Genomic DNA, 25,664 nt, shown 5'->3' on the forward strand with positions numbered 1-25,664 from the left:
CCGTCCGCAAGGCGGAACTCCGGTCGGAGATCCGGCGACTGGAGCCGGGACGGACGCCGGCGGCGAAGCTGGCGGAGGTGGTGCGGGAGCGGGCGTCCGCCTCGGCGGTGCTGCCCACGCCCCGGGCGCCTGAGCGCCCCGCCCGCGTCCCGAGACCCTGGGAACGGCCGTCGGGCCGCACCGCGGACACCCGGCGGACCAGCAGCCTGGAACCGGCAGCGGAAAGCCCTGCGGCCCGCGCCGGACGACAGACCGTCACGATCAGCTTCGCCGGATTCAACCGGGCCTGGGCGGCTTGGATCGCGGGCCGACTGGAGCAGCACGGCCATCGGGTCGTGTACCAGCGATGGAATCCGCTGCCCGGTGCCCGTCTGGACGAGTCACTGCGCGATCTCCTGCTGGCGCCGGGCCCGGTCCTGCTCGTCATCAGCGACTCGTACCTCCAGCTGGGACCGCGCAGCCGCGACGAGTGGGACAACGCGCTGCGTGAGGTCGTCACCCCCCACCAGGACCGCTTCGCCGCCGTTTCCGTCACGACGTCCGCGCTGCCCACCACGATGGCGGTGCTCGCCCCGGCCGACCTGACCGGCGTGGACGCGACCGAGGCCGAGCGCCTCCTCATGGCCCGGCTAGGTCTTCCTGCCGCCCCCGTGGCGGAGTCCGAGGAGCGTGTGCTGAGCGCTTCTCGTTTCCCGAGCGACGCCCCGCGCGTATGGGGCGGGATACCACGGCGGAACACCCGATTCACGGGGCGTGAGCAGCTGCTCAGCACCGTCTACGAACAGTTGCTGGACGCAGGCGTGGTCACTCTGTACGGCATGCCGGGGGTGGGCAAGACACAGCTCGCGGCCGAATACGCGCACCGGTTCGGGTCCGAATACGACGTGGTGTGGTGGGTCAACGCCGGCAAACGGACGACGTTCCGGCAGGGACTGGCCGAACTCGCCCCACGGCTGGAGCTGTCCACAGGCGCCGAGTACGGAGAACGGCTGCGCGCGGTACAGGACTCGCTGCACCACGGCGATCCGTACGCGCGCTGGCTGCTGATCCTGGACGGCGCCGACGAGCCGGACCAGATCACCGACCTCCTGCCCACAGGGCCGGGCCACCTCCTGATCACCACGCGCAACTCCGCACGGGCCGCGCACAACAGCACGCTGCTGGAGGTGCCCGTCTACGACCGCCACGAGTCGGTGGCGCTCATCCGGCGCCGCGCACCGCGGCTGACGGACGCGGAGGCGGACCGGCTGGCGGAGGCGCTGGAGGACCTGCCGCTGCTGCTGGACCAGATGGCGGGCTGGCTCAACGATTCCGGCACCTCCGTCGAGGAGTACCTGGAACTCCTGCGCGGAGACCAGACCTCCGTCACAGTGCCGTCCGAATTCCCGCTCGCGTTCCGCACGGCCTGGTCGGTCCTGCTGAACAAGCTGCGCGAGAGCTCCTCGGAATCCGTCGACCTGCTGAGGATGTGCACCTTCTTCGCGCCCGGCTTCGTTCCCGTGCACCTCCTCAGGGAGACCGCGGCCGAAGAGCTGCCGGAGCGCGTGGCCCGGCTGCTGAACGACCCGCAAGTGTGGCACAGGGCGATCGACCAGCTGCGCCAGTACTCCGTGGTCCGTCCGGAGTCCGGCGGGGACAACGCGTCGAGGGGATACGTCTATCTCCACCGCATGGTGCACCAGATCGTCCGCAACGACATGTCCGACGAGGACCGCCAGGAGCTCGCGGGCGTGGTCCGCCGGGCGCTCATCGCCGCCGACCCGGGAAGACCCGCCGACACGGACACGTGGCCCCGCTACGCCGAGATCGTCCCGCACCTGGAGTACGCGGACACCCTGCGCGACACAGATCCGGCCGTCCACGCGCTGGTTCTCCACTGCCTGCGCTTCCTCTATCTCTCCGGCGAGTACGGCGCCGGCGTACGGCTGGCCGAACAGGTGCTGCCCGCATGGCAGGACCGTCCGGGCAGACCTGACGACCTGCTGTGGGACCTCGGCCACCACTACGCGAACCTGCTCCGTGCGTGCGGTGAGTACCGACACAGCGAGGCAGTGAGCCGTGCGGCCGTCGAGCAGTACCGTGCCGCGGGCGGGAACCGCAGTACCGGGTATCTGCGTGCCGTCGGCGGTCTCGCCGCGGACCTGAGGGCGCTGGCCCGCTACGACGAGGCCCTGTTCCTCTCCCAGGAGGTCTACGACGGCTACCGGGAACGGCTGGGGGAGGCGAACCCCCGCACCCTGGCGGCGCGCAACAACATGGCCGTCTCGCTGCGGCTGCTCGGCCGCTACCAGGACGCCCTGGACGTCGACCGGCGGACGCTCGACGACCGTCGGCGATTCCTGGGGGCCGGTGACGTGTGGACCCTCTACTCGGAGATCTTCCGCGCCACCGACCTCCGCCTCCTGGGCCACTACGCCGAAGCGGCCTCCCTCCAGGAACGCAGCGCGCGCGAGCATCTCAACGTGGTGGGCGCCCACCATCCGCAGACGCTGCGCGCCGAGCACAACCTCGCGCTGTGCCTCTACCGCTCGGGCCACCGCGACAGGGCCGTCCCTCTCTTCGGCCGCGCTCTGGAACGCTGCGAGCGCGTTCTCGGCGAGGCGGACCCGCTCACGCTGATACTCGCGGCGAGCAGAAGCTGCTTCGCCCGGGCGTACGGAGACATAGACGAGGCACGTGAGCTCAGCGAATCCGTCATCGCGCGCTACGAACAGTTGCTCGGCCCGGCACACCCCTACACCGCCGGGGCCCGTACCAACCACGCCCTCATCCTGCGCGACGTCGGCGAGCGACGACAGGCGTACGCCCTCGCGGAGCAGTCCCTCACCGGCATGACCCGAGCGGTCGGACCCGACCACCCCTGGACCCTCGGCTGCGCCATCAACGCCTCGGCCCTGCGCGACCTCGTCGGTGACCCGGAGTCCGCCGTCGCCCTCAGCCGGGACACGGCAGCCCGGGCCGCCGTGGCAGTCGGCGCCACCCATCCGCTGACCCTGTCCGCCCGTGTCGCCCTGGCCGCCGACCTGCGTGTGCTGGGGGAACGCCGAGAGGCGGACGTGGTGGAGGAGGAGGCCGTGCAGGCTCTTGCCATGACCCTGGGGTCCCAGCACTTCCACACCGTCTCCGCCCGTTCCCGCACCCGACCCTCCTGGGACTTCGAGCCACAGACGACGTGAGAGAGCCCCGTCGAGTCCGAATGCGGCGGGAAACGCCGAAGGGCCCGGCCCCGGAAACTCTCCGGGACCGGGCCCTTTCGTCAACTCGACGGGCTCAGCGGCTCACGCCTCGAACACCTCGCGTACCAGCTGCTCCTGCTCGGCCTGGTGGCGCTTGGCGGAGCCCACCGCGGGGGACGAGCTGTGCGGGCGGGAGATGCGGCGCAGGCGCTCGCCGTGCGGTACGTCCGCGCCGACCGCCAGGTCCAGGTGGTCGATCAGGTTCAGGGCGATGAACGGCCAGGCGCCCTGGTTGGCCGGCTCCTCCTGGGCCCACAGGTACTTCTCGGCGTTCGGGTACTTGGCGATCTCCGCCTGGACCTCGGCACCCGGGAGCGGGTACAGCCGCTCCAGGCGGATGATCGCGGTGTCCGTGACACCGCGCTTCCTCCGCTCGGCGTCGAGGTCGTAGAACACCTTGCCCGCGGTGAAGACGACCTTCTTGACCGCCGCCGGGTCCACCGAGCTGTCGCCGATGACCGGGCGGAACTGGCCCGAGGTGAACTCGTCCGCCTTCGACGCCGCCGCCTTCAGACGCAGCATCGACTTCGGAGTGAAGACGACGAGCGGCTTGTGGTGCGGGTTGTGCACCTGCCAGCGCAGGAGGTGGAAGTAGTTCGACGGCAGGGTCGGCATCGCGACCGTCATGTTGTTCTGGGCGCAGATCTGGAGGAACCGCTCCGGGCGGGCCGAGGAGTGGTCCGGGCCCTGGCCCTCGTAGCCGTGGGGCAGCAGGAGGGTGACGCCGGACGTCTGGCCCCACTTCTGCTCCGCCGACGAGATGAACTCGTCCACGACCGTCTGGGCACCGTTGACGAAGTCGCCGAACTGGGCCTCCCACATGACCAGGGACTCCGGCCGGGCGAGCGAGTAGCCGTACTCGAAGCCCATGGCCGCGTACTCGGAGAGGAGGGAGTCGTAGACGTTGTAGCGGGCCTGGTCGTCCGACAGGTACAGCAGCGGGGTGAAGTCCTCGCCCGTCTCGCGGTCGATCAGGACGGCGTGGCGCTGGCCGAACGTGCCACGGCGGGAGTCCTGGCCCGAGAGGCGCACCGGGGTGCCCTCCAGGAGCAGGGAGCCGATCGCCAGCGTCTCGCCCATGCCCCAGTCGATCGAGCCGTCCTCGATCATCGCCGCCCGGCGCTGCAGCTGCGGGAGCAGACGCGGGTGGACGGTGATGTGGTCGGGGATGTTGACCTGGGACTCGGCGATGCGCTTGACGACCTCGGCGGAGACGGCCGTGTTCACCGCGACCGGGAAGCCGTCCTGCGGGTCGTGGGACTCCGTCGACACCGCCTGCGAGGTGGCCTCGCGGACCTCCGTGAAGACCTTCTCCAGCTGGCCCTGGTAGTCCTGGAGGGCCTGCTCGGCCTCTTCCAGGGTGATGTCGCCGCGACCGATCAGGGACTCGGTGTACAGCTTGCGCACCGAGCGCTTCTTGTCGATCAGGTCGTACATCAGCGGCTGGGTGAAGGCCGGGTTGTCCGACTCGTTGTGACCGCGGCGGCGGTAGCAGATGAGGTCGATCACCACGTCCTTGTTGAACGCCTGGCGGAACTCGAAGGCCAGACGGGCGACGCGGACGACAGCCTCCGGGTCGTCGCCGTTCACGTGGAAGATCGGGGCCTCGATCATGCGGGCCACGTCGGTGGCGTACATGGACGAGCGGGAGGACTCCGGGGCGGCGGTGAAGCCGACCTGGTTGTTGATGACCACGTGGACCGTGCCGCCGGTGCGGTAGCCGCGCAGCTGCGACATGTTCAGGGTCTCGGCCACCACGCCCTGGCCGGCGAAGGCCGCGTCGCCGTGCAGGGCCACCGGCAGGACGGTGAAGTCCGTGCCGCCCTTGTTGATGATGTCCTGCTTGGCGCGGGCGATGCCCTCCAGGACCGGGTCGACCGCCTCCAGGTGGGAGGGGTTGGCGGCCAGCGAGACCGTGATCTGCTCGCCGTCGAGACCGGTGAAGGTGCCCTGGGCGCCCAGGTGGTACTTCACGTCGCCGGAGCCGTGCATCGACTTGGGGTCGAGGTTGCCCTCGAACTCGCGGAAGATCTGCGCGTACGACTTGCCGACGATGTTCGCCAGGACGTTCAGACGGCCGCGGTGGGCCATGCCGATGACGACCTCGTCCAGGCGGGACTCCGCCGCGCTGTCCAGCACCGCGTCGAGCAGCGGGATGACGGACTCGCCGCCCTCCAGGGAGAAGCGCTTCTGGCCGACGTACTTCGTCTGCAGGAAGGTCTCGAAGGCCTCCGCGGCGTTCAGGCGGCGCAGGATGCGCAACTGCTCCTCGCGCTCAGGCTTGGTGTGCCCGCGCTCGATGCGGTCCTGGATCCACTTGCGCTGCTTCGGGTCCTGGATGTGCATGAACTCGACGCCGGTGGTGCGGCAGTACGAGTCGCGCAGCACGCCGAGGATGTCGCGCAGCTTCATCATCGACTTGCCGGAGAAGCCGCCGACCGCGAACTCGCGCTCCAGGTCCCACAGGGTGAGGCCGTGCTCGGTGATGTCCAGGTCGGGGTGCTTGCGCTGGCGGTACTCCAGCGGGTCGGTGTCGGCCATGACGTGGCCGCGGACCCGGTAGGAGTGGATCAGCTCGAAGACGCGGGCGGCCTTCGTGACGTCGTCGTCGTGCGAGGCGTCGATGTCCTTGAGCCAGCGGACCGGCTCGTAGGGGATGCGCAGCGCCTCGAAGATCTCGTCGTAGAAGCCGCTCTCGCCGAGGAGCAGGTTCGCGACGGCGCGCAGGAACTCGCCGGAGGCCGCGCCCTGGATCACCCGGTGGTCATACGTCGACGTGAGCGTCATGACCTTGGAGATGCCGAGCTTGTTGAGGGTGTCCTGGCTGGTCCCCTGGAACTCCGCGGGGTAGTCCATGGAGCCGACGCCCATGATCACCGACTGGCCGGGCATCAGACGCGGGACCGAGTGGACGGTGCCGAGTCCGCCGGGGTTGGTCAGCGAGACGGTGACACCGGTGAAGTCGTCCATCGTCAGCTTGTTGTCGCGGGCGCGACGGACGATGTCCTCGTAGGCCTGCCAGAACTCGAAGAAGTTCAGCGTCTCGGCCTTCTTGATGGCCGCGACGACCAGCTGGCGGTCGCCGTTCGGCTTCACCAGGTCGATGGCCAGGCCGAGGTTGACGTGTGCCGGCTTGACGAGGGTCGGCTTGCCGTCCTTCTCGCCGAACGACCAGTTCATCGACGGCATGGCCTTGATGGCCTGCACCATCGCGTACCCGATGAGGTGCGTGAAGGAGATCTTCCCGCCCCGGGCGCGCTTGAGGTGGTTGTTGATGACGATGCGGTTGTCGAACAGCAGCTTCACCGGGACCGCGCGCACGGACGTGGCCGTGGGCAGCTCCAGGGAGGCGTTCATGTTCTTCGCGACGGCGGCGGACGGGCCGCGCAGCGTCACCAGCTCGGGGCCCTCGGCGGGCGCGGCTGCGGGCTCGGCCTTCTTCGCCGGCTTCGCGGGGGCGGCAGCGGCGGGCTTGGGAGCGGCCGGGGCGGCGGCGGGCTTCGGGGCCGCGGGCGCCGGCGCGGCGGCGCGGGCCGGAGCCGCGGGGGCCGCCGGCGTGGCCGGGGCGGCGGGAGCGGCCGGAGCCTGCGGGGTGGTGGTGCCCGCGGCCCCGCGGCCGCGGTACCCGCCGGAGCCGGGGCGGCGGCCGCCCCTGGCTTGTAGTCGGCGAAGAAGTCCCACCAGGCACGGTCTACCGAATTCGGGTCCTGGAGGTACTGCTGATAGATCTCGTCGACGAGCCACTCGTTGGGCCCGAAGGCCGCGGCGGGGTTCTCGCCCGCCCGGTCGGCGTCGGTCGAGATGCTGGAGTTACTGGGGGACTGTGGCGACACGGCGGCAACCGCCCTCTTCCGCTTCACAAGGTGATGGACAGCGGGAATAAAGGCTACGCCTCCGTGGCCGGGAAGGTCAGGTCGGGCTGGTCCATCGTCGTGTAAGTCACATCGGAAAGCGTGTTTCGGGGCTGGAAATGGCGGGAAACAAGCGAGGTTCCGGTTTGGAATGCATGCCGCGGCGGGGGCCTGTGGCGCTGTGCGCGCGGCCCTGTGCCTGACGGCGGCCTGATCACACGTGTCCGCCAGTGCGGACGCACACGGATCTTGTGGCTCCACGTTGAACTTTACGTCAACTTGGCAAAGATGGAAGTCCCGGAAGAGTGACTCGGTTCCAGCCGCGTGCCTCCGGCGGTCGGGTGGGGGTGGCTCGTCTGCCGGGTTTCTGTTGGTGGGCGGCTGCGGGTCGTATGTGGCTGGTCGCGCACACGCGGCGGAGCCGCATATTCAGCACAGCCCCGCGCCCCTAAAAGCACGGGCGCACCCGAGCCCGAACCCGCGGCGCACCTCGACCGCACCGGCCACGCACCGGCAGCCACGCCAGCACCACTCATACTCCGGCCCCACCGCACCGCACCACCCGCACCGGCGGCCAGTACCCGTCCGCGCGCTGCCAGCCGAGCCCGCACCCCGACGCGCCCGGCAGCCGCGTACGCACGTAAGGGGGTGTGCCGGGAGGTGTCCGCCCGCAGCGGCCGGCGTCCGCCGCCGAGCACCTGACTTCCCCACAGACCCGCCGGACCGAGGACGGAGACCTCCCGGCGCGCCCCCGACCCACGACGAAACCGCGGGCGCCCGAGCCACCATGGTGGGAAAGCCGCGCGGCGGCCGGTACCGGCTGCTGGGCCGTGCGGCGGCCTGGGGAGGCCCGGGAGGGCGACGTGGCGGGCGCCGGCCACCATGGTGGGAAAGCCGCGCGGCAACCGGCGACTGGTCCGGCGACTGGTCCGGTGACCGGTCCGGCTACTGGGCCGTGTACTGGGCCGTCTACTGGGCTGTGCGTTGGCCGGGGAGGCCAGGGAGGCCGACCTGGATGCGGCAGCCTCGCTGGGACTCGGCCACGCCGATGCGGCCGCCGTGGAGGTCGACGGCCCAGCGGGCGATGGCGAGGCCCAGGCCGGTGCCGCCGTCGCTGCCGGGGCCGTGGGGGGAGCTGACGGCGCCCCGGTTGAAGCGTTCGAAGACACGGTGCCGTTCGGATTCGGGGATGCCCGGCCCCTCGTCCAGCACCTCCAGGTCCAGGGACTCGGGTGTGCTGCCGCGCCGCGCCTTCACCGTCACGCGGCCGTGCGGCGGGCTGTGCTTGACCGCGTTGTCGATCAGGTTGGCCACGACCTGGTGGATGCGCTCCGGGTCGGCGTGGGCCGTGAGCTCCGGAGGATGCACGTCCAGGTGCAGATGGACGTCCTTGCGTGTGTGCTTGCCGGAGTCCGAGGCGATGCCGCCGCGCGCGGAGGCGACCATGTTGGCCTCCTTGAGGACACCCGACAGGTACGGCCACACCTCGAAGCGGCGCGTACGGAGGGGGACGACACCGTTGTCCAGACGGGAGAGGTCCAGCAGGGTCTCCACCAGGCGGCCGAGGCGTTCCGTCTGCCTCAGGGCCGTGCGCATCGTTTCGGTGTCGGCGGCGGAGACGCCGTCCACCACGTTCTCCAGGACCGCGCGCAGGCCCGCGATGGGTGTGCGCAACTCGTGCGAGACGTTCGCCACGAGCTCCTTGCGCTGGCGGTCCTGGGCCTCCAGCTCGTCGGCCATGAGGTTGATCGTGTGGGCCAGGTCGCCCAGCTCGTCCCGCCGGCTGTCGTTCACCCGGCGCGTGTAGTCGCCGAGCGAGATGTGCCGGGCCACCGCGTTCATCTCGTCCAGCGGTGAGGTGAGGGAGTGCGCCACGAACTGCGTGATGAGAAGCGTGGCGATCATCGAGAACACCGTGATGAACCGCAGCTCGGTCTTGGTGTGCACCGCGATCATCGACAGACCCGTGGTGATCAGGACCGAAACGACGACGAGCGTCCCCAGTTTCGTCTTGACCGAGAACGGGCGAACCCTGCCCCAGGGCTCCTCATCCTTGCGTGACTCACCGAGACCGCTCATACCGCCATCAGCCCCCTACACACGACCATCGGCTCACCGGATGATCACCGAATCACGGGATCACCGGAATCACCGGCTCAGGGTGTCGGGGTCTCCAGCGCGTACCCCACACCGTGCACGGTGCGGATCCGCTCCGCCCCGATCTTCCGCCGCAGCGCCTTGATGTGGCTGTCCACGGTCCGCGTCCCGGACGCGTCCGCCCAGTCCCACACCTCGGCGAGCAGCTGCTCGCGCGAGAGTACGGCACGCGGGGTGTTCGCGAGGCACACCAGCAGGTCGAACTCGGTCGGCGTGAGGTGCACGTCCTCGCTGCGCACCCGCACCCGCCGCTGCGCGTGGTCGATCTCCAGTTCGCCGAGGCGCAGGATGCCCGAGCGCGGCGTCGAGGCGGCCAGCGCGGCGCGCTCCACCCGGCGCAGCAGGACGTGCACGCGCGCGGCCAGCTCCCGCATGGAGAAGGGCTTCGTCATGTAGTCGTCGGCGCCCACGCCGAGCCCGACCAGCATGTCCGTCTCGTCGTCCCGCGCGGTGAGCATCAGCACCGGAACCGGCCGCTGCGCCTGCACCCGCCGGCACACTTCCAGGCCGTCGAAGCCCGGCAGCATGATGTCGAGGATCAGCAGGTCGGGCTGCCAGGCCTCGGCGGTGTCGACAGCGGCCGGACCGTCGCCCGCGGTCTGCACGAGGAACCCTTCGGCACGCAGTCGGGTCGCGATGGCGTCGACGATCGTCGGGTCGTCCTCGACCACCAGCACCCGGCGCTGCGCGCCCGGCGTCGCCGCCGTGCCGTTGTGGGAGGTGTGTGTCTGCTCCATCGCCCGCCCCTGTATTGCTTTCCGGAATCCGTGGGGTGATCCCTTGACTGCGCATGACTGCGGTTGCCGCATGAATGATCGGCGCCAGAGGAGCAGCGTACGGGCAGTTACCGTGCCGCGGCTATCCAGGGCGGATCCCGAGGTGCACGACGTCCGGAACGCCTCGGGCAACCGGGATCTCTTCGGTACGCACCTGTCGGAAACCGGCATTCGCCAAGGTTTCCTCGAATTCCGCAGACGGCTGGGCCGACCACACCGCGAGTACCCCGCCCGGCCTCAACACCCTTGCACAGCTTGCGAGTCCGGGTGGTGAATACAGGCTGTCGTTGTCCTCGGTGACAGTCCAGTCGGGTCCGTTGTCGATGTCCAGGCACAGAGCGTCGTACGTGTCGGAGATCTCATTGACGAATTCGACGAGATCGGCTTCCGCGATCCGCGTACGGGGGTCCGCGAGCGCATCGGAGGACAGTTCGGCGAGCGGTCCGCGCCGGTGCCACTCGATGATGGCCGGCTCGCGTTCCACCACGGTGATGCGCCCCCACCGCGGGTTCGCCGCCGCGTGTGCGAGCGAGAACCCGACGCCCAGGCCGCCGATCAGCACGCTCGGGTCCGGCCGTTCGTCCAGGGCGTCGAGGGCCGCGTCGACGAGCAGCCGCTCCGAGCGCCCGTCGGACGTGTCCATCAGGAAGCACCCGTTCGCGATGATCTGGAGCAGCTCCCCGTGGCGTCGCAACACGACCTCGCCGTACGGACCCTCGCGGCGATCGATGACTTCCGGGATGTCGTACGAGGTGCTCATGGGCCCATCCTGGCAGTTCTCCGGGACGGCCCCGAGCGAATTACGGCGCCGGACCGTTCACGGCGAAAGGCGGACCCGCGCGGCTGCGCACCCACATGGCTGCGTGGCGGCGGTCATAGACAGCGCCGCCCGATATGTCCAAGGTGGAGGGAACGGAAGGAGCGCCTCACCGTGGACACGACCGTGGACCGGACCGCGACGGCGGCTGCGCCGACAGGCGAGCCGGCGGAGACCGGCGCGCGCGCCGGCGTGAGTGGTGGGGCGAGTGGCGAGGCCCTCCCGGACGGGATCCCGCAGCAGCGGGGAGCGACGACGGAGCCGACCCGACGGCCGGGCACCACGGCTACCTCGCAGCCTTGGCCGCCCTGGCGATCCTGGCAGTCCTCGCAGCCTTGGCAGTCCTGGCGGGCCTGGCACCCCTGGCGGCTGCTCCCCACCCCCACGGGCACCCCTTTCACGTTCTCGTACGTGACCGTCCTGCTGGTCACCTCGTTGATCGCCGATCACGCCGACCCGTCCCTCGTCCACGCCCTCCACCAGAGCTCCAGCACGGACGTGGCACACCTCGTGCAGAACCCGGTGCTGGCGCTGGTCGCGAGTGCGCTCTGGGTCGTGGGCGGTGTGATGTCGCCGTACGGGATCGGTTTCCTGCTGGCGCTGACCGCGCTGGAGCGCCGTGTCGGCGGCATGCGAACGGCAGGTGTGTTCCTGCTGGGCCATGTGGTCGCCACCCTGGGCACCGAGATCCCGGTCGGCCTCTCCGTCCTGGCCGGACACCTCCCCGAGAGCTCGCTCCACCGCCTCGACTACGGCATCAGCTTCGGCGTGGCGGCGAGCGTGGGTGCGTTGGCGGGGCTGCTGCCGTCGTGGTTCCGGTGGACGGTTCTGCTCGCGTTCGGCGGGGTGCTCGTCGCCGAACTGATCGAGTTCACGGACCCGCTGACGAACTGGGGCCATCTGCTGGCGCTCGTGATCGGAGTCGCGGCGTGGCCGCTGGTACGGCGCCCGGTACGGCGGCGGCCGGATACCGCCGTATAACGCCGGACGCCCCGGTCGAACCCCGGACGCCCCGGTCGAACCCCGGTCGCCCCGGACGCCCCGGACCCCGCGGGTCTTCGAAGCCGGGGGCTGATCACATTCACTCGCCCCACCCACCCTTCCGTCCCACCCTCCCAGGTCAGCCACCTGATCGCTCACAGCGAACGTTGCTCGGGGAACATTTGCAGGCTCATATGCATTGAGTCGGCATAGCTCAACTTGACTGCCTAGGGAGAGATCATGACGTCGACGTCCACACCGCTCACCCTGCCCGTGCTGCCGCTCGACGACGAGGTCGTGCTGCCGGGGATGGTGGTGCCGCTGGATCTGAACGACGCCGATGTACGGGCCGCGGTGGAGGCCGCGCAGGCCGCCGCGCGCTCGGAGCCGGGGAAGCCGAGAGTGCTGCTCGTGCCCCGCATCGACGGGACGTACGCCCGTACGGGTGTGCTCGGGACCGTCGAGCAGGTGGGACGGCTGGCCGACGGAGACCCCGGGGCGCTCATCCGCGGGCGCGGGCGCGTGAAGATCGGCGCCGGGACCACCGGGCCGGGTGCCGCGCTGTGGGTCGAGGGGACCCGGGTGGACGAAACCGTGCCCGAGCCGCTGCCCGGGCAGGTCGCCGAACTCGTGAAGGAGTACAAGGCGCTCGCCACCAGCTGGCTGAGGAAGCGCGGTGCCTGGCAGGTCGTGGACCGGGTGCAGCAGATCGACGACGTCTCCGCGCTCGCCGACAACTCCGGGTACTCGCCCTTCCTCTCCACCGATCAGAAGGTGGAACTGCTGGAGACGGCCGACCCCGTCGTCCGGCTGAAGCTCGCTACCGAGCAACTGCGTGAGCACCTCGCCGAGCAGGACGTCGCCGAGTCCATCGCCAAGGACGTGCAGGAAGGCGTCGACAAGCAGCAGCGCGAGTTCCTGCTGCGGCGCCAGCTCGAAGCCGTCCGCAAGGAACTGCGCGAGCTGAACGGCGAGAAGGACGGCGAGGAGTCCGACGACTACCGTGCGCGCGTCGAGGCCGCCGACCTCCCCGAGAAGGTGCGGGAGGCCGCGCTGAAGGAGGTCGACAAGCTGGAGCGGTCCAGTGACCAGTCACCGGAAGGGTCCTGGATCCGGACCTGGCTGGACACCGTGCTGGAGCTGCCCTGGAACGAGCGGACCGAGGACGAGTACGACATCCGGGGCGCCAGGGCCGTGCTGGACGCCGAGCACTCCGGGCTCGACGACGTGAAGGAGCGCATCACCGAGTACCTCGCGGTGCGCAAGCGGCGCTCCGACCGGGGACTGGGTGTCGTCGGCGGACGGCGCGGCGGTGCCGTGCTCGCACTCGTAGGCCCGCCCGGTGTCGGCAAGACCAGCCTCGGCGAGTCCGTGGCGCACGCCATGGGGCGGAAGTTCGTGCGCGTCGCGCTCGGCGGTGTGCGGGACGAGGCCGAGATCCGCGGCCACCGGCGGACCTACGTGGGCGCCCTGCCCGGCCGTGTCGTCCGTGCCATCAAGGAAGCCGGGTCCATGAACCCGGTCGTGCTGCTCGACGAGATCGACAAGGTCGGCTCCGACTTCCGGGGCGACCCCGCCGCCGCGCTGCTCGAAGTCCTCGACCCGGCGCAGAACCACACCTTCCGGGACCACTACCTGGAGGTGGAGCTGGACCTGTCGGACGTCGTCTTCCTGGCCACCGCGAACGTGCTGGAGGCCATCCCGGAGGCGCTGCTCGACCGTATGGAGCTGGTCCGGCTCGACGGGTACACCGAGGACGAGAAGGTCGTCATCGCCCGGGACCACCTGCTGCCGCGGCAGTTGGAGCGGGCCGGGCTGGCGAGCGATGAAGTCACCCTGGACGAGGGCGCGTTGCGCAAGCTCGCCGGTGAGTACACGCGCGAGGCCGGCGTACGGAACCTGGAGCGGTCCATCGCCCGGCTGCTGCGCAAGGTCGCGGCCCAGCACGAACTCGGTGAGCGGGAGCTGCCGTTCACGGTCACCGAGGAGGACCTGCGCGGGCTGATCGGGCGGCCGCACCACGTGCCCGAGTCGGCCCAGGACCCGGCGGAGCGGCGCACGGCCGTGCCCGGGGTCGCGACCGGTCTCGCCGTGACCGGCGCGGGCGGCGACGTGCTGTACGTGGAGGCGTCACTGGCCGACCCGGAGACGGGCGCGGCCGGACTGACCCTCACCGGTCAGCTCGGGGACGTCATGAAGGAGTCCGCGCAGATCGCACTCAGCTTCCTCCGTTCGCACGGCGCCGAACTGGAGCTGCCCGTGGGCGACCTCAAGGACCGGGGTGCGCACATCCACTTCCCGGCGGGGGCCGTGCCCAAGGACGGTCCGAGCGCGGGCGTCACCATGACGACGGCGCTTGCCTCGCTGCTGTCCGGCCGGCTGGTCCGTACGGATGTGGCGATGACCGGCGAGGTCTCGCTGACCGGCCGGGTCCTGCCCATCGGCGGCGTCAAGCAGAAGCTGCTCGCCGCGCACCGGGCCGGGGTCACCACGGTGATCATCCCGAAGCGCAACGAGCCCGACCTGGACGACGTGCCCTCCGAGGTCCTGGACAAGCTCGACGTCCACGCCGTCACGGACGTCCGTCAGGTCCTCGAACTGGCCCTCTCCCCGGCGGAGGTGAAGCTCCCGGCCGCAGCCTGACCCGGACCGGTCCCGACGGTCCCGGTCGCTCGGAGCGGCTCCGGCCGGTTCCGGTCGCGCTGTGAGGGACGCGACCGGTGAAGGAGGCCCGGGTTCCCGGAAGGGACCCGGGCCTTCCGTACGCCCATGGGGAGTCCTGCGGCCCATGGGGGAGTCCGTGCGCCGAGCACGGAACGCCGCTGCCTGACGGAGCTGCGGCAGTGACGCCGCTCCCCCACCTGAAGGAGGGGGGCTTCCAACCCGAGGGTTGCGGTCCAGCCCCAATCGATCCCTTGCGGGACGATGAGGAAAATACCTGAGGCCAGGTAACGCGAGACGGGATCAGGAGCGCTGACGTGCACGAGGGCGGAAACGGTGAGGGGCATCGGGTCGAATCCGGCGTGCCCCAGGCAGGCATGGACCACGCCTTCCTGGAGCTGGAGCGCGAACTGACCGTCTTCCTGCGGCGCGCCCGCGCCAAGTCCGGCGAGATGGCCCGTGCCGTCCACCCCGATCTGGAGTCCGCCGCGTACGGGCTGCTGGCCCGTCTGGACGAGACGGGCCCGCTGCGTGCCACGGACCTCGCCGCCTACATCGGCGTCGGCAAGGCCACGATGTCCCGCCAGCTCCGCGCCCTGGAACACCTCGGTCTCGTGGCCCGCGAACCCGACCCCGCCGACGGCCGCGCCTGGCTCGTCCACCTCACGGACGAGGGCCGGTCCCGGTTCCGCCAGGTACGCGACGCGCGGCGGGAGCGGTACGTACGGCAGATGACCGGCTGGGACCGTGAGGAGGTCGCCGAACTCGCCCGTCTGCTCCATCACCTGAACCAGACCAGCGAAAGCTGACGGGGGTTCCCCGCCGGTGACCCCCGTCGGGGGACCGGTCACAACTCGGCGTACACCACCGTCGCGTCGTCGTGCCGTTTGCTCCGCCCCAGGTACGTCCGCTCGGTGTCGGCCGCCTCCAGGGCCCGTACCCGCTCCACCAGCGCCCCCGCCCCCTCCTTCCGTACGACGGAGAGCAGTTCGGTCCAGTCGCCCTCGTGGAACTTCTCCACCCAGCGGGTGGCGCCGTCCGTCAGGGCGGCGAGGCTGTGGACCGAGGAGCGGGGGAGCGTCCCGGTCACGGCGCGGGACGCGACCGACGGGTCGGCCGCGGCGGTGAAGAAGCCGCCCTCCCTGTTCCGCAGCGTGGCGTCGGTGAGCGCGACCGAGGTGAGAGTGGCGCGCGGAACGCGGGACAGACGGTCGTCGAGGACCGGCGTCACCGCGCCGTCCGGGGCCGTGAGCAGGAGCGCCGAGTCCGACAGCACCAGGTACTCGACGGTGTCGGCGGACCAGCGGGCGAGGACCACTGTGGCCTGCGGGGTACGCGGGTGAGAAAGGTCACAGGTTTGATCGTGGGACGCGGCGGTACGAGAGATGGCCTGCGCGAGAACTTCGGACAACGCCCAATGCCGTTCTGAAACGGACAGTTCGGTCAGGGCGCCGCCGAGGCGGGAGGAGAACCAGGCGACCGAATGTCGACAGCCGTATTCACCCCGCGGCGGCGTCACGCCGTCCAGGACGACCAGCGAACCGCCCTGTCCCGAAGCGGGAAGCGCGACCGCGGCGAAGTCCTCGTTGGGGCGGGCCGGGTCACCGGGCTCCGAGACGAGTTCCGTACGCATTCGGCCAGTCTGCACGAGCCCTTCACGAGGGCCACGAAAGGCTGGCATTGGTTGCCGGACTCCCTTGACGCGGCAGGTCAGGCGCCGGTTTTGGCGTGGAATGATCGGGTCCGGTGGAGCGTGGTGGCGAATACTGTCAAAGGCCGCCGTCCACGTCCAATGGGCCCGCCGTGCAGGTGCCTCGCGTACGCCAGTGGAACTTGCCCGCCAACTCCCGTCCGGGGTTCACTCCTTCGGGTGGTGGGTCTGATGATGCGGGATCACCGTCCACCGGCACTGGGAGGGTCGGGAGCCGTACCGGGAAGACGCACAGGTTGACGGAACGTCACCCGGGCCCATAGGGGAATAACGAGTCAGGAATGCGAGCACCGGTGCAGAAGAAGCGGCCTCGGCGCACAGGCAAGCAGACGGCCTCCAAGGCCGCTCCGAACCCGGGCGGGCAGACGGGGGACGAGCCCGCGGTCGGCACCGGACGCCGGGCGCACGTCCGCAACCGGCTCATCGGCGCCGTCGCCGTGGTCGCCGCCGCCATCGCCGGCGCCGGCACGCCCTCGATTCTCGCCGCGTCCGGTCAGCTGAACGACGCGCAGAACCTGGTGACGCTCGCCGAGCAGACCCAGCACGCGCTCACCCTCGCCCATGCCCTGGCCGACGAGCGGGACGAGGTCACCGCGTACGTCGCCGCCGGGCGCCCCGAGTCCCGGGCCCCCAGCGAGGAGCGCAGCGCCCGCGTCGACCGGCGGGTCGATGAGCTCAAGGCCGATCCGCCCGCGGGTCTCGGCGGGGATCTGAACGAGATCGCCTCCGTCCGGCGAGCGGCGCTCACCGGCAAGAGCACCGCTCTCGAAGCCCACGAGGCCTACTCCGCGACCATCGCCGACCTGCACGCCCTCGCCGAGGAGCTGGCCGAGAAGCTGCCGCCCCGCGCGGGCGGCGGCTCGCACGCGCTCGCCGATCTCGACACCGCCGTCCAGCAGTCGGCCGCCGCCCGCGGACTGCTGCTCGCCGCGCTGAGCGTGCCGAGGTCCACGCAGACGATCATCGACCCGGTGACCGGGCTGCCGACCACGCCCCCCGGCTCGGCCGCGGACAAGAAGCAGCGCGACGAGCTCACCGCCGCCGCCCAGCTGGCCCGCGTCCGCTCCGACGCGGCCCTCGCCGACTTCCGCGAAACGGCACCCGCGAGCGCCCGCACCTCCTACGACTCCACGGTCACCGGCCCCGAGGTCACCTCCGCCGACGGCCACCTCAACCGGCTCACCGACCAGCCCACGCTGACCAACTCCGAGCTGAGCACCAGCACAACGAAGCTGAACGCGGCGCTGTCCGCCCGCGTCGAGCTGATGCGCGGCGTCGAGGCCTCCCTCAACGACCAGCGCACCAAGGACCTCGCCCAGCTCCGCGACGACGACGTCACCGCGCTGGAGATCCGTATCGCGGTCCTCGGCGCCCTCATCCTCGTCGCCATCGGTATCGCCACCGCCATGGCCCGCACCCTCACCCGCCCGCTGGCCGTGCTGCGCATCGGCTCGGCCCGCGTCGCCGCCGACCCGGCGGCCGAGGAACCGGTCAAGTTCACCGGCCGCAACGACGAGTTCGCCCAGGTCGTCCGCTCCGTCAACGCGCTCCACGCGCACGCCCTCGCGCTCCACGAGCGGCTCTCGCCGCTGGAGGGCGACCGCAAGCACCTCATCGGCCAGCGCCAGACGATGGCCGACGAACGCGACCGGCTGCGCGCCGAACTCGCCGACGCCTCCGGCCACCTGGAGCAGGTCCGGCACAGCATCCACGGCACCTTCGTCAACCTCGCGCTGCGCACCCTCGGCCTCGTCGAGCGGCAGCTCGCCGTCATCGAGGGCATGGAGGAGCGCGAGCAGGACCCCGACCGGCTCGCCACGCTCTTCAAGCTCGACCACTTCGCGACCGTCATGCGCCGCCACAGCGAGAACCTCCTCGTCCTCGCCGGCGCCGAGCACGGCCAGCAGCACGCGAGCCCGGTCCCGCTCGTCGACGTCGTCCGGGCCGCCGTCAGCGAGATCGAGCGCTACGACCGCGTCCGCATCGCCGCTCTGCCGCCGCACGAGCACATCGCCGGGTTCGCCGCCGACGACCTCAGTCATCTGATCGCCGAACTCCTGGAGAACGCCACCTCGGCCACCCCGCCGGAGCTGTCCGTCGAGATCTCCGCCTGGCTGCTGGAGAGCGGCGAGGTCATGCTCTCCGTGCAGGACGACGGCCTCGGCATCACGGCCGACCGGCTGGAGCGGCTCAACACCCGCCTCAAGAAGTTCGACCCGGAAGAGCCGTACGACCAGGAGGACGGCGACGGGCTCGGGCTCGGCCTGTACGTGGTGGCCCGCCTCGCGCACCGGCACGGTATCCGCGTCCGGCTGCGCGAGCAGAAGGAGGGCGGCATCGCGGCCGTCGTGGTCGTCCCGAAGCCGGTGCTGGCCACCACGTCCACGGCCGCCGCCACGCCGGGGCCGACGGCCGGCGCCACCTCCCTGCCGGGTGCCGACGCCGAGGCCAACTCCAATGTCCTGCCCGGCCGTTCGGCCGTCGTCGTCCACGAGCCGGACGGCGACAACGACCCGCTGATCGAAGCGGCCGAGCGCGTACTGAGGGACCGCGAGACCGCCGAGGACACCGGCCGGGACGAACCCGTACAGGACGAGCCCGTACAGGACGAGCCCGTACGGGGCGACGACGCCGTACGGGCGGACGAACCCGCCGAGGCCGAACCGGCGCCCGAGACGGTCTCCGAGACCACGATGGAGCTGTTCGCCCCGGTACCGCCGACGGACCCGGACCCCGCGCCCACCACCGACCCGTACGCCATCGGGCCCGATGCGCACGAGCGTGCCGCCGACGAGGGAGGAGCGGCGCACCCGGAGGAGGACCCCCACACCTCCGCCACCGCGCAGAGCGAGGCCCCGAGGCTCACCGACAAGGGCCTTCCCAAGCGCACGCCCAGGATCACCGCGCCCACGGCGGCCCCCAGGCCCCGCGCCGGGGGCGTGAACGCCGAGGAACTGCGCCGCCGGCTGGGAGGGTTCCACCAGGGGGCCAAGGACGGCCACCGCGACGTCGCGGCGGAGATCGCCGAGAAGACCGAGAAGACGGGGGAGACCAAGGCGCCCGCGGGGCGACGGCACGACGAGCACGACGCAGTCGACACATCGGGGGGCACATCCGAGGAGGCAAGCAGTTGACCGGCCCCAGTAAGTTCGGACTGAGCAACGAAGCCCGCAACCTGCACTGGCTGCTCACCAACCTCGTCGAGGAGGTGCCGGGCCTGCTGTCGGTCGCGGTGGTCTCCTCCGACGGCCTGCTCCTGCTCTCCTCCGACCCCGGGAGGAACGCCGAGGCACGGGAGGCGGACACCGCTGGATCCGCCGGCCCCCGGGGATCGTCCGCCGACCTGGCCACCATCATCTCCGGCATCGGCAGCCTCACCATCGGCGCCGCCAAGCTGATGGACTACGGCAGGGTCAAACAGACGATGGTCGCGATGGCCGAGGGCAGCCTCTTCGTCATGTCGATCAGCGACGGCTCGCTGCTCGGTGTGCACGGCTCCCCGGACTGCGACATGAGCGTGGTCGCGTACCACATGGCGCTCTTCGTCGGCCGCGCCGGACACGTCCTGACCCCCGAACTCCGCAGTGAACTACGAAAGTCACTGGAGACGGAGACGGCCGGGAGCGCGCGGTGAGCGATTCGAAGGCGTCGATGCCCGAACAGCGTGCCTCCGCCGGGCGGGACATGCCCGAGCCGAGCACCAGGACGAAGCTTCCGGTCCGCGGCGGGGACCGCAAACCCGCCCGGGTCCGGCCGTACTCCCTCACCGGCGGCCGCACCCGCTTCGGCCATGTCCTGCTCGTCGAGACGTTCGTCGTGAGCAGTCCCGCCGCTCTCGAAGCCCCCGATGAGCGACCGGAATTGACGAATGGCTCACTCAGCACCAAGCTGATGCCCGAGCTGCGGGCCATCGTCGAGCTCTGCCGCCGCATGCGAACGGTGGCGGAGATCGCCGCGCTGCTGAGAATGCCGCTCGGTGTGGTCCGTGTCCTCCTCAGCGATCTCGCGGACCAGGGAAAGATCCGTGTGTACGGAACAGGGCACGGACCGGGCCAGCCGGACCGCGCCCTGCTGGAAAGGGTGCTGAGTGGACTCCGTCGCCTCTGACGCCTCCTCCCCGGGCGTCACCCCCGCTGCCGCGTCCGTCGGCGGCACCGACGCCTTGGTCGGCGTCACCCGAGACCCCGCCGTGCGGGGTGTCACGCACAATCCTGTCTCTCCTCGTGGCTCCCGGGGGCTCGTCCCGGCCGTCGAGCCCGAAGAAGAGCTGAAACCCTGGCAGAAGGACGTCACCCGCGCCCCCATCGCGACGAAGATCGTGATCGCGGGCGGATTCGGCGTCGGCAAGACCACGCTCGTCGGCGCCGTCTCGGAGATCACGCCCCTCCAGACGGAGGCGCTGATGACCGAGGCCAGCGTGGGCACCGACGACCTGACGTCCACCCCGGAAAAGGCCACCACCACGGTGGCCATGGACTACGGCCGCATCACGCTCGACGACGACTTGGTGCTCTACCTGTTCGGCACGCCCGGCCAGCAGCGGTTCTGGTTCATGTGGGACGACCTGGCGCGCGGCGCGATCGGCGCGGTCGTCCTCGCCGACACCCGCCGTCTGACCGACTGCTTCGCCGCCCTCGACTACTTCGAGAGCTGCGATGTGCCGTACGTCGTCGCGGTCAACCACTTCGACGGCAGCGAGCAGTTCGAACCCGACGACGTGCGTGAGGCCCTCACCGTCCCCGCACACGTACCTGTCATGATCATGGACGCGCGGGACCGGCTGTCGGTGACCGAGACCCTGCTGGCGCTGTGCGCCCACGCGATATCCGTTCTGCCCGACTAGCACGACCAGGAGAGACAGCCCCCGCATGCGGAAGATACTCGTCGTCGGAGCCGGCCAGTCCGGACTCCAGCTCGCCCTCGGGCTTCAGTCCCACGGGTACGAGGTCACCCTGATGTCCAACCGGACGGCGGACGAGATCCGCACCGGGCGGGTCATGTCGACACAGTGCATGTTCCACACGGCACTGCAGCACGAGCGCGATCTCAAACTGAACTTCTGGGAGTCCCAGGCCCCGAAGATCGAAGGGCTCGGCGTCTCCGTCGCCGGACCGGAGTCGGAGCGCGTGATCGACTGGGTGGGCAGGCTCGACGGGTACGCCCAGTCCGTGGACCAGCGGGTGAAGATGGCCGGCTGGATGGACACCTTCGCGCAGCGCGGCGGCCAGCTGGTCATCCACGGCGCCGCGGTCTCCGACCTCGACTACTTCTCCCGCCTCTACGACCTCGTCCTCGTCTCGGCCGGCAAGGGCGAGCTGGTGTCGATGTTCGGCCGCGACGCCTCCCGCTCGACCTTCACCGAGCCGCAGCGCGCCCTCGCCGTCGCGTACGTCCACGGTCTGGCCCCGCGCCCCGAGCACCCGGACTACCACGCGGTCCGCTGCAACCTCGTCCCCGGCGTCGGCGAACTCTTCGTCATGCCGACCCTCACCACCTCCGGTCCCGCCGACATCCTGTTCTGGGAGGGCATACCCGGCGGCCCGCTCGACGCCTTCGACGGCATCAAGGACCCGGCGAAGCACCTCTCCCTGACCCTGGATCTCATGGAGCGGTTCACGCCCTGGGAGCACGCACGGACCGCCGAGGTCGAACTGACCGACGCGGGCGGCACGCTGAGCGGCCGCTACACCCCCACCGTGCGCAACCCCGTCGCCCACCTCCCCGGCGGCGGCCTGGCCCTGGGCGTGGCCGACGTGGTCGTCGCGAACGACCCGATCACGGGCCAGGGCTCCAACTCGGCGTCGAAGTGCGCGGCCGCCTACCTGGACGCGATCCTGGAGCACGGTGAGAAGGAGTTCGACGAAACCTGGATGCGGTCGGCCTTCGACCGCTACTGGGCCACGGGCCGGCACGTCACCAAGTGGACGAACGCCATGCTCGGCGTGCCGCCGGAGCACGTCCTCAACCTGATCGGCGCCGCGGGCGCCCTGCCCTCGGTGGCGAACCGTTTCGCCAATGGCTTCGACGACCCGGCCGACTTCGAGCACTTCTTCTACGACCCGGCGAAGACCGAGGCCTATCTCGCCTCCGTCACCGGCGCCACTGTCGACGCGTAACCCTCGTCGGACCCGTCCGACGCCCCGTCGGGGAGCTCCGGCGGCGTGTACCGCGCCAGGGGCTCCCCGAGGGGGTCGGGCCGCACGGCCCCCAGCACCGGGTTCGCAGCGATGGGCGACACCTTGACCCGCGACCCGGGCCGCGGCGCCTGCACGACCAGACCGTTCCCCAGGTAGAGGGCGACGTGCGTGGCCTCCGGGAAGTACACGACGAGATCCCCGGGCCGCAGCCGCTCCATGGGCACCCGTTCGAGCTCGGCCCACTGCTCCTGACTGGTCCGGGGGATCGGCAGCCCCGCGTGCGCCCAGGCCTGAGAGGTGAGCCCCGAGCAGTCGTACGACTCGGGCCCCTCGGCTCCCCACTCGTACGGTTTGCCGAGCTGCTCGACGGCGTACCTCAGCGCCCGCTCACCCTCCTCGGTCGGCGGCCGTACGCTGCTCAGCGCCCCCGAGGCCACGAACTCCTTCTGCGCCCCGGCCTCCTTCTCCCGCTCCAACGCGCTGATGTCGCCGAGCTGTTGGGACGTGAGGGAGGCGAGCAGTGCTTCGACCTCCTTGAGGCGGCCCTGGACGTCGTCCCGCTCCTTCTTCCGGCGCTCGGCGAGCGAGAGCTGCTCGTCGAGGGCTCCCCGTGCCTTCCGCGCCAGGGCGTCGGCCTGCAGCTCGTTCCCCGCCAGCCGCTCCACCGTCTCCGCCCGCTCCAGCGCCACCTGCCGGATCACATGGCTCTGGTCCAGGGCGCGCTGCGGATCGCGGGCCAGCAGCAGCCGTACGTACGGGGAGATGTCGGTGCGGCTCTGGTACTCCTGCCGCGCGAGCCGGCCGACGGCACCCCGGCTGTCGTTCAGGGACAGCCGGGCCCGCGCCAGCCGCCACTCGATCCGCTCGGCCACGGTCCGCAGCTTCCTCAGCTTCTCCTCGGTGGCGTTGTAGGCCTCGGTGGCCTTCTCGGCCTCGCGGTACAGGCGCTGGAGATCCGTGAGCAGTTCGGCGACGGAGCGCTCGTTGGCGGCGGGCGGCCCCACCGGCTCGGGTGCGGCGAGTGCCGGGGCGGGCCCGAGGGCCGCGCCGGCCGCGACCGCCGCCGTACAGACCAGGCGCAGCAGCCTTCCTGACACGTCATCACCTCCGCTGCGGGGGTGGACCCTCCACCCGCGCACCGGCAGGTTGAGACGAGTACGGCGGGGCCGCATCCCGAGAGGTCGGATCGGCCCAACCACGTCACCCGTCCGTGGTCTCGTCCTTCCCGCCCGGCGCGGCGTCCGGCTTCGGGGCGGGCCTGGACCACGGCCAGTGGGGCCCGCCCGCACGGCCCTGGGGGTCGAACTCGTACTGCCACTTGTGGCCGAGGGCGAACCGTCCGCCGTGCGGCCTCGGCACACGCCGGTAGACCAGCACGGTCGGGGGTCCGCCGGCGGCGTCCGGGACCGGGACCCGGTACGTCTTGGGCGGATGTCCGGTGATGCCCAGCAGCACGGGCAGGACACGCCCGTCCAGGGGGCCGCCCACGAAGGGGGTGTCTTCGCTCTTCACGGCACCAGTGTCACCACAGATGCGTCACCACAGATGCCCGGCGTCGCCGACCACGGGCAGCACCCGCCGTACGAGCCCGCCGACGGCCCCCTCAGCACGCTCCGTCGCGAGCGCGGCACGCACCACGTCGGCCGTCTGCGGATCGCGCCCCGCGGTGGTCACGAGACATGCCACGAACTGCTCGACGAGCCAGTCCCGCAGCTCGTCCACCGGCGGCTCCTTGCCCTCGTCCAGCCAGATCAGCGACGTGGCCTCGACGGACCCGATCCACATCCGCACGGTCATACGGAGCCGGGCGCCGGGTTCCGTGACCCGCAGATGGCCGAGGACGTGTTCGGCGGCGGCCCGCCGTACGCCGTCCACGATGGCGGTGGTCCGGGAGGTCTCCACGACGCTGCCGCCCCGCAACAGTGCGCTGAACCCGGCGTCGTGCTCGTCGACGAAGGCGAGGTAGCGGTCGAGCGCGTGCGACAGCCGCTGGGTGAGCGGGCCCTCCGCTGGCTCGTCGAAGCACTGCTCCAGCTCCTCGGCGGCGGAACGCAGGGCGGCCTCGTACAACTGCTGCTTGCCGCCGGGGAAGTAGCGGTAGACCAGCGGCCGTGACACACCGGCCGCCTCCGCCACGTCGTCGAGGGAGACCTCCTCGGGTGCCCGGTGGGCGAACAGTTCGAGGGCCGCCTTCAGCAACTGGCTGCGCCGCTGCTCGACGCTGAGGCGCCGGTAGGCGGGGGTGGGGGCCTGGGGGGTCATGACCTCGCAGCGTAATGGTGCGGCCGGTCCGTTGCCTCCGCCGGGCTGCTGCCGGGCCTCTGTCGGGCTTCTGTCGGGCTTCTGCCGGCGGATGTTCTTACGCCAGCAGCCCTGACGACCGCCACAGCCGGCGCCCCACTCCCCGCAGCACCCCGATGTCGTCCAGGAAGTCCGTCAGCCGCTTCGCTCCGGTCTGCATGACCTCCCGGCGGTGGGCGCTGGCCCTCACCTGGGCCACGGCCTCGCCTCGGTCCAGGCCCGTGTTCGTGTAGACCTCGGGGTTGACGAAGGCCACCGAGAAGATCCGAGCGAACTCGCCCGACGTGACGCGGGTGAACTCCTGGGACCAGCGCGGGGCCGTCAGCATCTGGCGGCGGAGTTCCTCACGGGCGTACCGGACGTGGCGGGCCTCCTCCACCACGTGGATGCGGGTCACGCCGCGGATGAGGGGCTGGACGCGTTCGTCGGGGAACGTCAGGCGCTGCATCCAGTCCAGCACCTCCTCACCCAGCAGCGTCGCGGTGAAGGAGCCCGGAGTCGTGGAGACCGTCTTGAAGAGGCGGCCCATGTTCCGGTGGACCCGGCTCACCGGGTACCAGGGTGTGCCGCCCCGCGCGATCAGGCGCGCGAACATCTTCGAGTGCCGGCACTCGTCCTCGATCTCGGTCAGCGCGTAGCGGACGTGCGCGCTCGTCGCCGCTTTGTCGTAGATGTGCCGCACCAGCAGCTGCATCAGGATGATCTCGAACCAGATCCCGAGCGAGGCGAGCGCCGCCGCCTCGTGCTGCGACAGCAGGATCCGCTGCTCCTCGCCCATCCGCCGCCACATCGGCGTGCCGTACAGGGAGACCAGCTCCGGAGGCCAGAACCACTTGCCGTCCTCGAAGGGGGCGTCCCAGTCGAGTTCCTCGTCCGGGTCGAAGGAGTGTTTGGCGGAGGAGGCGAGGAGCCGCTCGGCCACCTGCTCCCGGTCCTTGAGCAGACCGAGCGCGTCGCGCAGCACCTCGGCCTCGGTCACCGTCGTCATCGTCGCTGTCCCCCTAGGGCTGCCGGCGGTCACCGGTTATGAGACCGC

17 protein-coding genes and 1 pseudogene are annotated in these 25,664 nt (G+C 71.0%); 9 read left to right on the top strand and 9 right to left on the bottom strand.

Translation table 11 applies throughout. The annotated features are described in order from the left end of the window. Window positions 1–206 precede the first annotated feature (206 nt). Window positions 207–3,176: an FxSxx-COOH system tetratricopeptide repeat protein gene (fxsT, locus tag E0500_RS16385; protein WP_258573333.1), complete on the top strand. Its 2,970-nt coding sequence runs from the start codon at window positions 207–209 to the stop codon at window positions 3,174–3,176. A 102-nt stretch (window positions 3,177–3,278) separates the two neighbouring features. Here fxsT and E0500_RS16390 read toward each other — a convergent pair. The 4 genes and pseudogenes from E0500_RS16390 to E0500_RS16405 form a co-directional block, all read right to left on the bottom strand. Further along, window positions 3,279–7,069, bottom strand: a pseudogene (locus tag E0500_RS16390) (multifunctional oxoglutarate decarboxylase/oxoglutarate dehydrogenase thiamine pyrophosphate-binding subunit/dihydrolipoyllysine-residue succinyltransferase subunit). A gap of 987 nt (window positions 7,070–8,056) precedes the next feature. Next, on the bottom strand, window positions 8,057–9,166 hold the full coding sequence (locus E0500_RS16395) for a HAMP domain-containing sensor histidine kinase (RefSeq protein ID WP_131563093.1): 1,110 nt from the start codon (window positions 9,164–9,166) through the stop codon (window positions 8,057–8,059). A gap of 77 nt (window positions 9,167–9,243) precedes the next feature. Further along, entirely contained in the window at window positions 9,244–9,981 is a 738-nt protein-coding gene (locus tag E0500_RS16400; protein WP_131563095.1) for a response regulator transcription factor, read from the bottom strand. Between the two features lie 121 nt (window positions 9,982–10,102). After that, on the bottom strand, window positions 10,103–10,780 hold the full coding sequence (locus E0500_RS16405) for a spermidine synthase (RefSeq protein ID WP_131563097.1): 678 nt from the start codon (window positions 10,778–10,780) through the stop codon (window positions 10,103–10,105). A 171-nt stretch (window positions 10,781–10,951) separates the two neighbouring features. On the opposite strand from E0500_RS16405, the gene E0500_RS16410 reads away from it, so the two are divergent. From E0500_RS16410 to E0500_RS16420, 3 genes are all read left to right on the top strand, one after another. After that, window positions 10,952–11,818 (top strand): rhomboid-like protein, encoded by an 867-nt coding sequence (locus E0500_RS16410; RefSeq protein WP_309505076.1) that lies wholly within the window; start codon window positions 10,952–10,954, stop codon window positions 11,816–11,818. A gap of 240 nt (window positions 11,819–12,058) precedes the next feature. Next, window positions 12,059–14,461: an endopeptidase La gene (lon, locus tag E0500_RS16415; protein WP_131563099.1), complete on the top strand. Its 2,403-nt coding sequence runs from the start codon at window positions 12,059–12,061 to the stop codon at window positions 14,459–14,461. Between the two features lie 335 nt (window positions 14,462–14,796). Next, complete coding sequence (locus tag E0500_RS16420; protein WP_131563102.1) at window positions 14,797–15,288, top strand: MarR family winged helix-turn-helix transcriptional regulator; 492 nt, start codon at window positions 14,797–14,799, stop codon at window positions 15,286–15,288. A 38-nt stretch (window positions 15,289–15,326) separates the two neighbouring features. Here E0500_RS16420 and E0500_RS16425 read toward each other — a convergent pair whose 3' ends face one another. Next, window positions 15,327–16,112: a protein phosphatase 2C domain-containing protein gene (locus tag E0500_RS16425; protein WP_131563104.1), complete on the bottom strand. Its 786-nt coding sequence runs from the start codon at window positions 16,110–16,112 to the stop codon at window positions 15,327–15,329. A gap of 359 nt (window positions 16,113–16,471) precedes the next feature. Here E0500_RS16425 and E0500_RS16430 point away from each other — a divergent pair, with 359 nt between their 5' ends. The 5 genes from E0500_RS16430 to E0500_RS16450 all read left to right on the top strand — a co-directional run bounded on the left by E0500_RS16430 (window position 16,472) and on the right by E0500_RS16450 (window position 22,306). Next, window positions 16,472–19,324: a nitrate- and nitrite sensing domain-containing protein gene (locus E0500_RS16430; RefSeq protein WP_181587026.1), complete on the top strand. Its 2,853-nt coding sequence runs from the start codon at window positions 16,472–16,474 to the stop codon at window positions 19,322–19,324. Continuing rightward, a complete protein-coding gene (locus E0500_RS16435; protein WP_131563106.1) occupies window positions 19,321–19,824 on the top strand; it encodes a roadblock/LC7 domain-containing protein in 504 nt (167 codons plus the stop codon). Before E0500_RS16430 ends, E0500_RS16435 begins: the two co-directional genes overlap by 4 nt. A gap of 50 nt (window positions 19,825–19,874) precedes the next feature. Then, entirely contained in the window at window positions 19,875–20,297 is a 423-nt protein-coding gene (locus E0500_RS16440; RefSeq protein ID WP_131563139.1) for a DUF742 domain-containing protein, read from the top strand. 160 nt (window positions 20,298–20,457) lie between these two features. Then, a complete protein-coding gene (locus E0500_RS16445) occupies window positions 20,458–21,033 on the top strand; it encodes an ATP/GTP-binding protein (protein WP_258573335.1) in 576 nt (191 codons plus the stop codon). 25 nt (window positions 21,034–21,058) lie between these two features. Next, window positions 21,059–22,306: a styrene monooxygenase/indole monooxygenase family protein gene (locus tag E0500_RS16450; protein ID WP_131563108.1), complete on the top strand. Its 1,248-nt coding sequence runs from the start codon at window positions 21,059–21,061 to the stop codon at window positions 22,304–22,306. Here the strand turns inward: E0500_RS16450 and E0500_RS16455 are convergent. The 4 genes from E0500_RS16455 to E0500_RS16470 all read right to left on the bottom strand — a co-directional run bounded on the left by E0500_RS16455 (window position 22,267) and on the right by E0500_RS16470 (window position 25,616). Further along, window positions 22,267–23,424 (bottom strand): C40 family peptidase, encoded by a 1,158-nt coding sequence (locus E0500_RS16455; protein ID WP_131563110.1) that lies wholly within the window; start codon window positions 23,422–23,424, stop codon window positions 22,267–22,269. The genes E0500_RS16450 and E0500_RS16455 overlap by 40 nt on opposite strands. A 103-nt stretch (window positions 23,425–23,527) precedes the next feature. Then, entirely contained in the window at window positions 23,528–23,839 is a 312-nt protein-coding gene (locus E0500_RS16460; RefSeq protein WP_131563113.1) for a hypothetical protein, read from the bottom strand. A 24-nt stretch (window positions 23,840–23,863) separates the two neighbouring features. Beyond that, window positions 23,864–24,589 carry a TetR/AcrR family transcriptional regulator gene (locus tag E0500_RS16465; RefSeq protein WP_131563116.1) on the bottom strand — a complete coding sequence of 242 codons (726 nt, stop codon included), beginning with the start codon at window positions 24,587–24,589 and terminating at the stop codon, window positions 23,864–23,866. 97 nt (window positions 24,590–24,686) lie between these two features. Beyond that, complete coding sequence (locus tag E0500_RS16470; RefSeq protein ID WP_131563118.1) at window positions 24,687–25,616, bottom strand: diiron oxygenase; 930 nt, start codon at window positions 25,614–25,616, stop codon at window positions 24,687–24,689. Between the last annotated feature and the right edge of the window lie 48 nt (window positions 25,617–25,664).

Source organism: Streptomyces sp. KM273126, from assembly GCF_004337435.2.
Classification (GTDB): Bacteria; Actinomycetota; Actinomycetes; order Streptomycetales; family Streptomycetaceae; genus Streptomyces; species Streptomyces acidicola.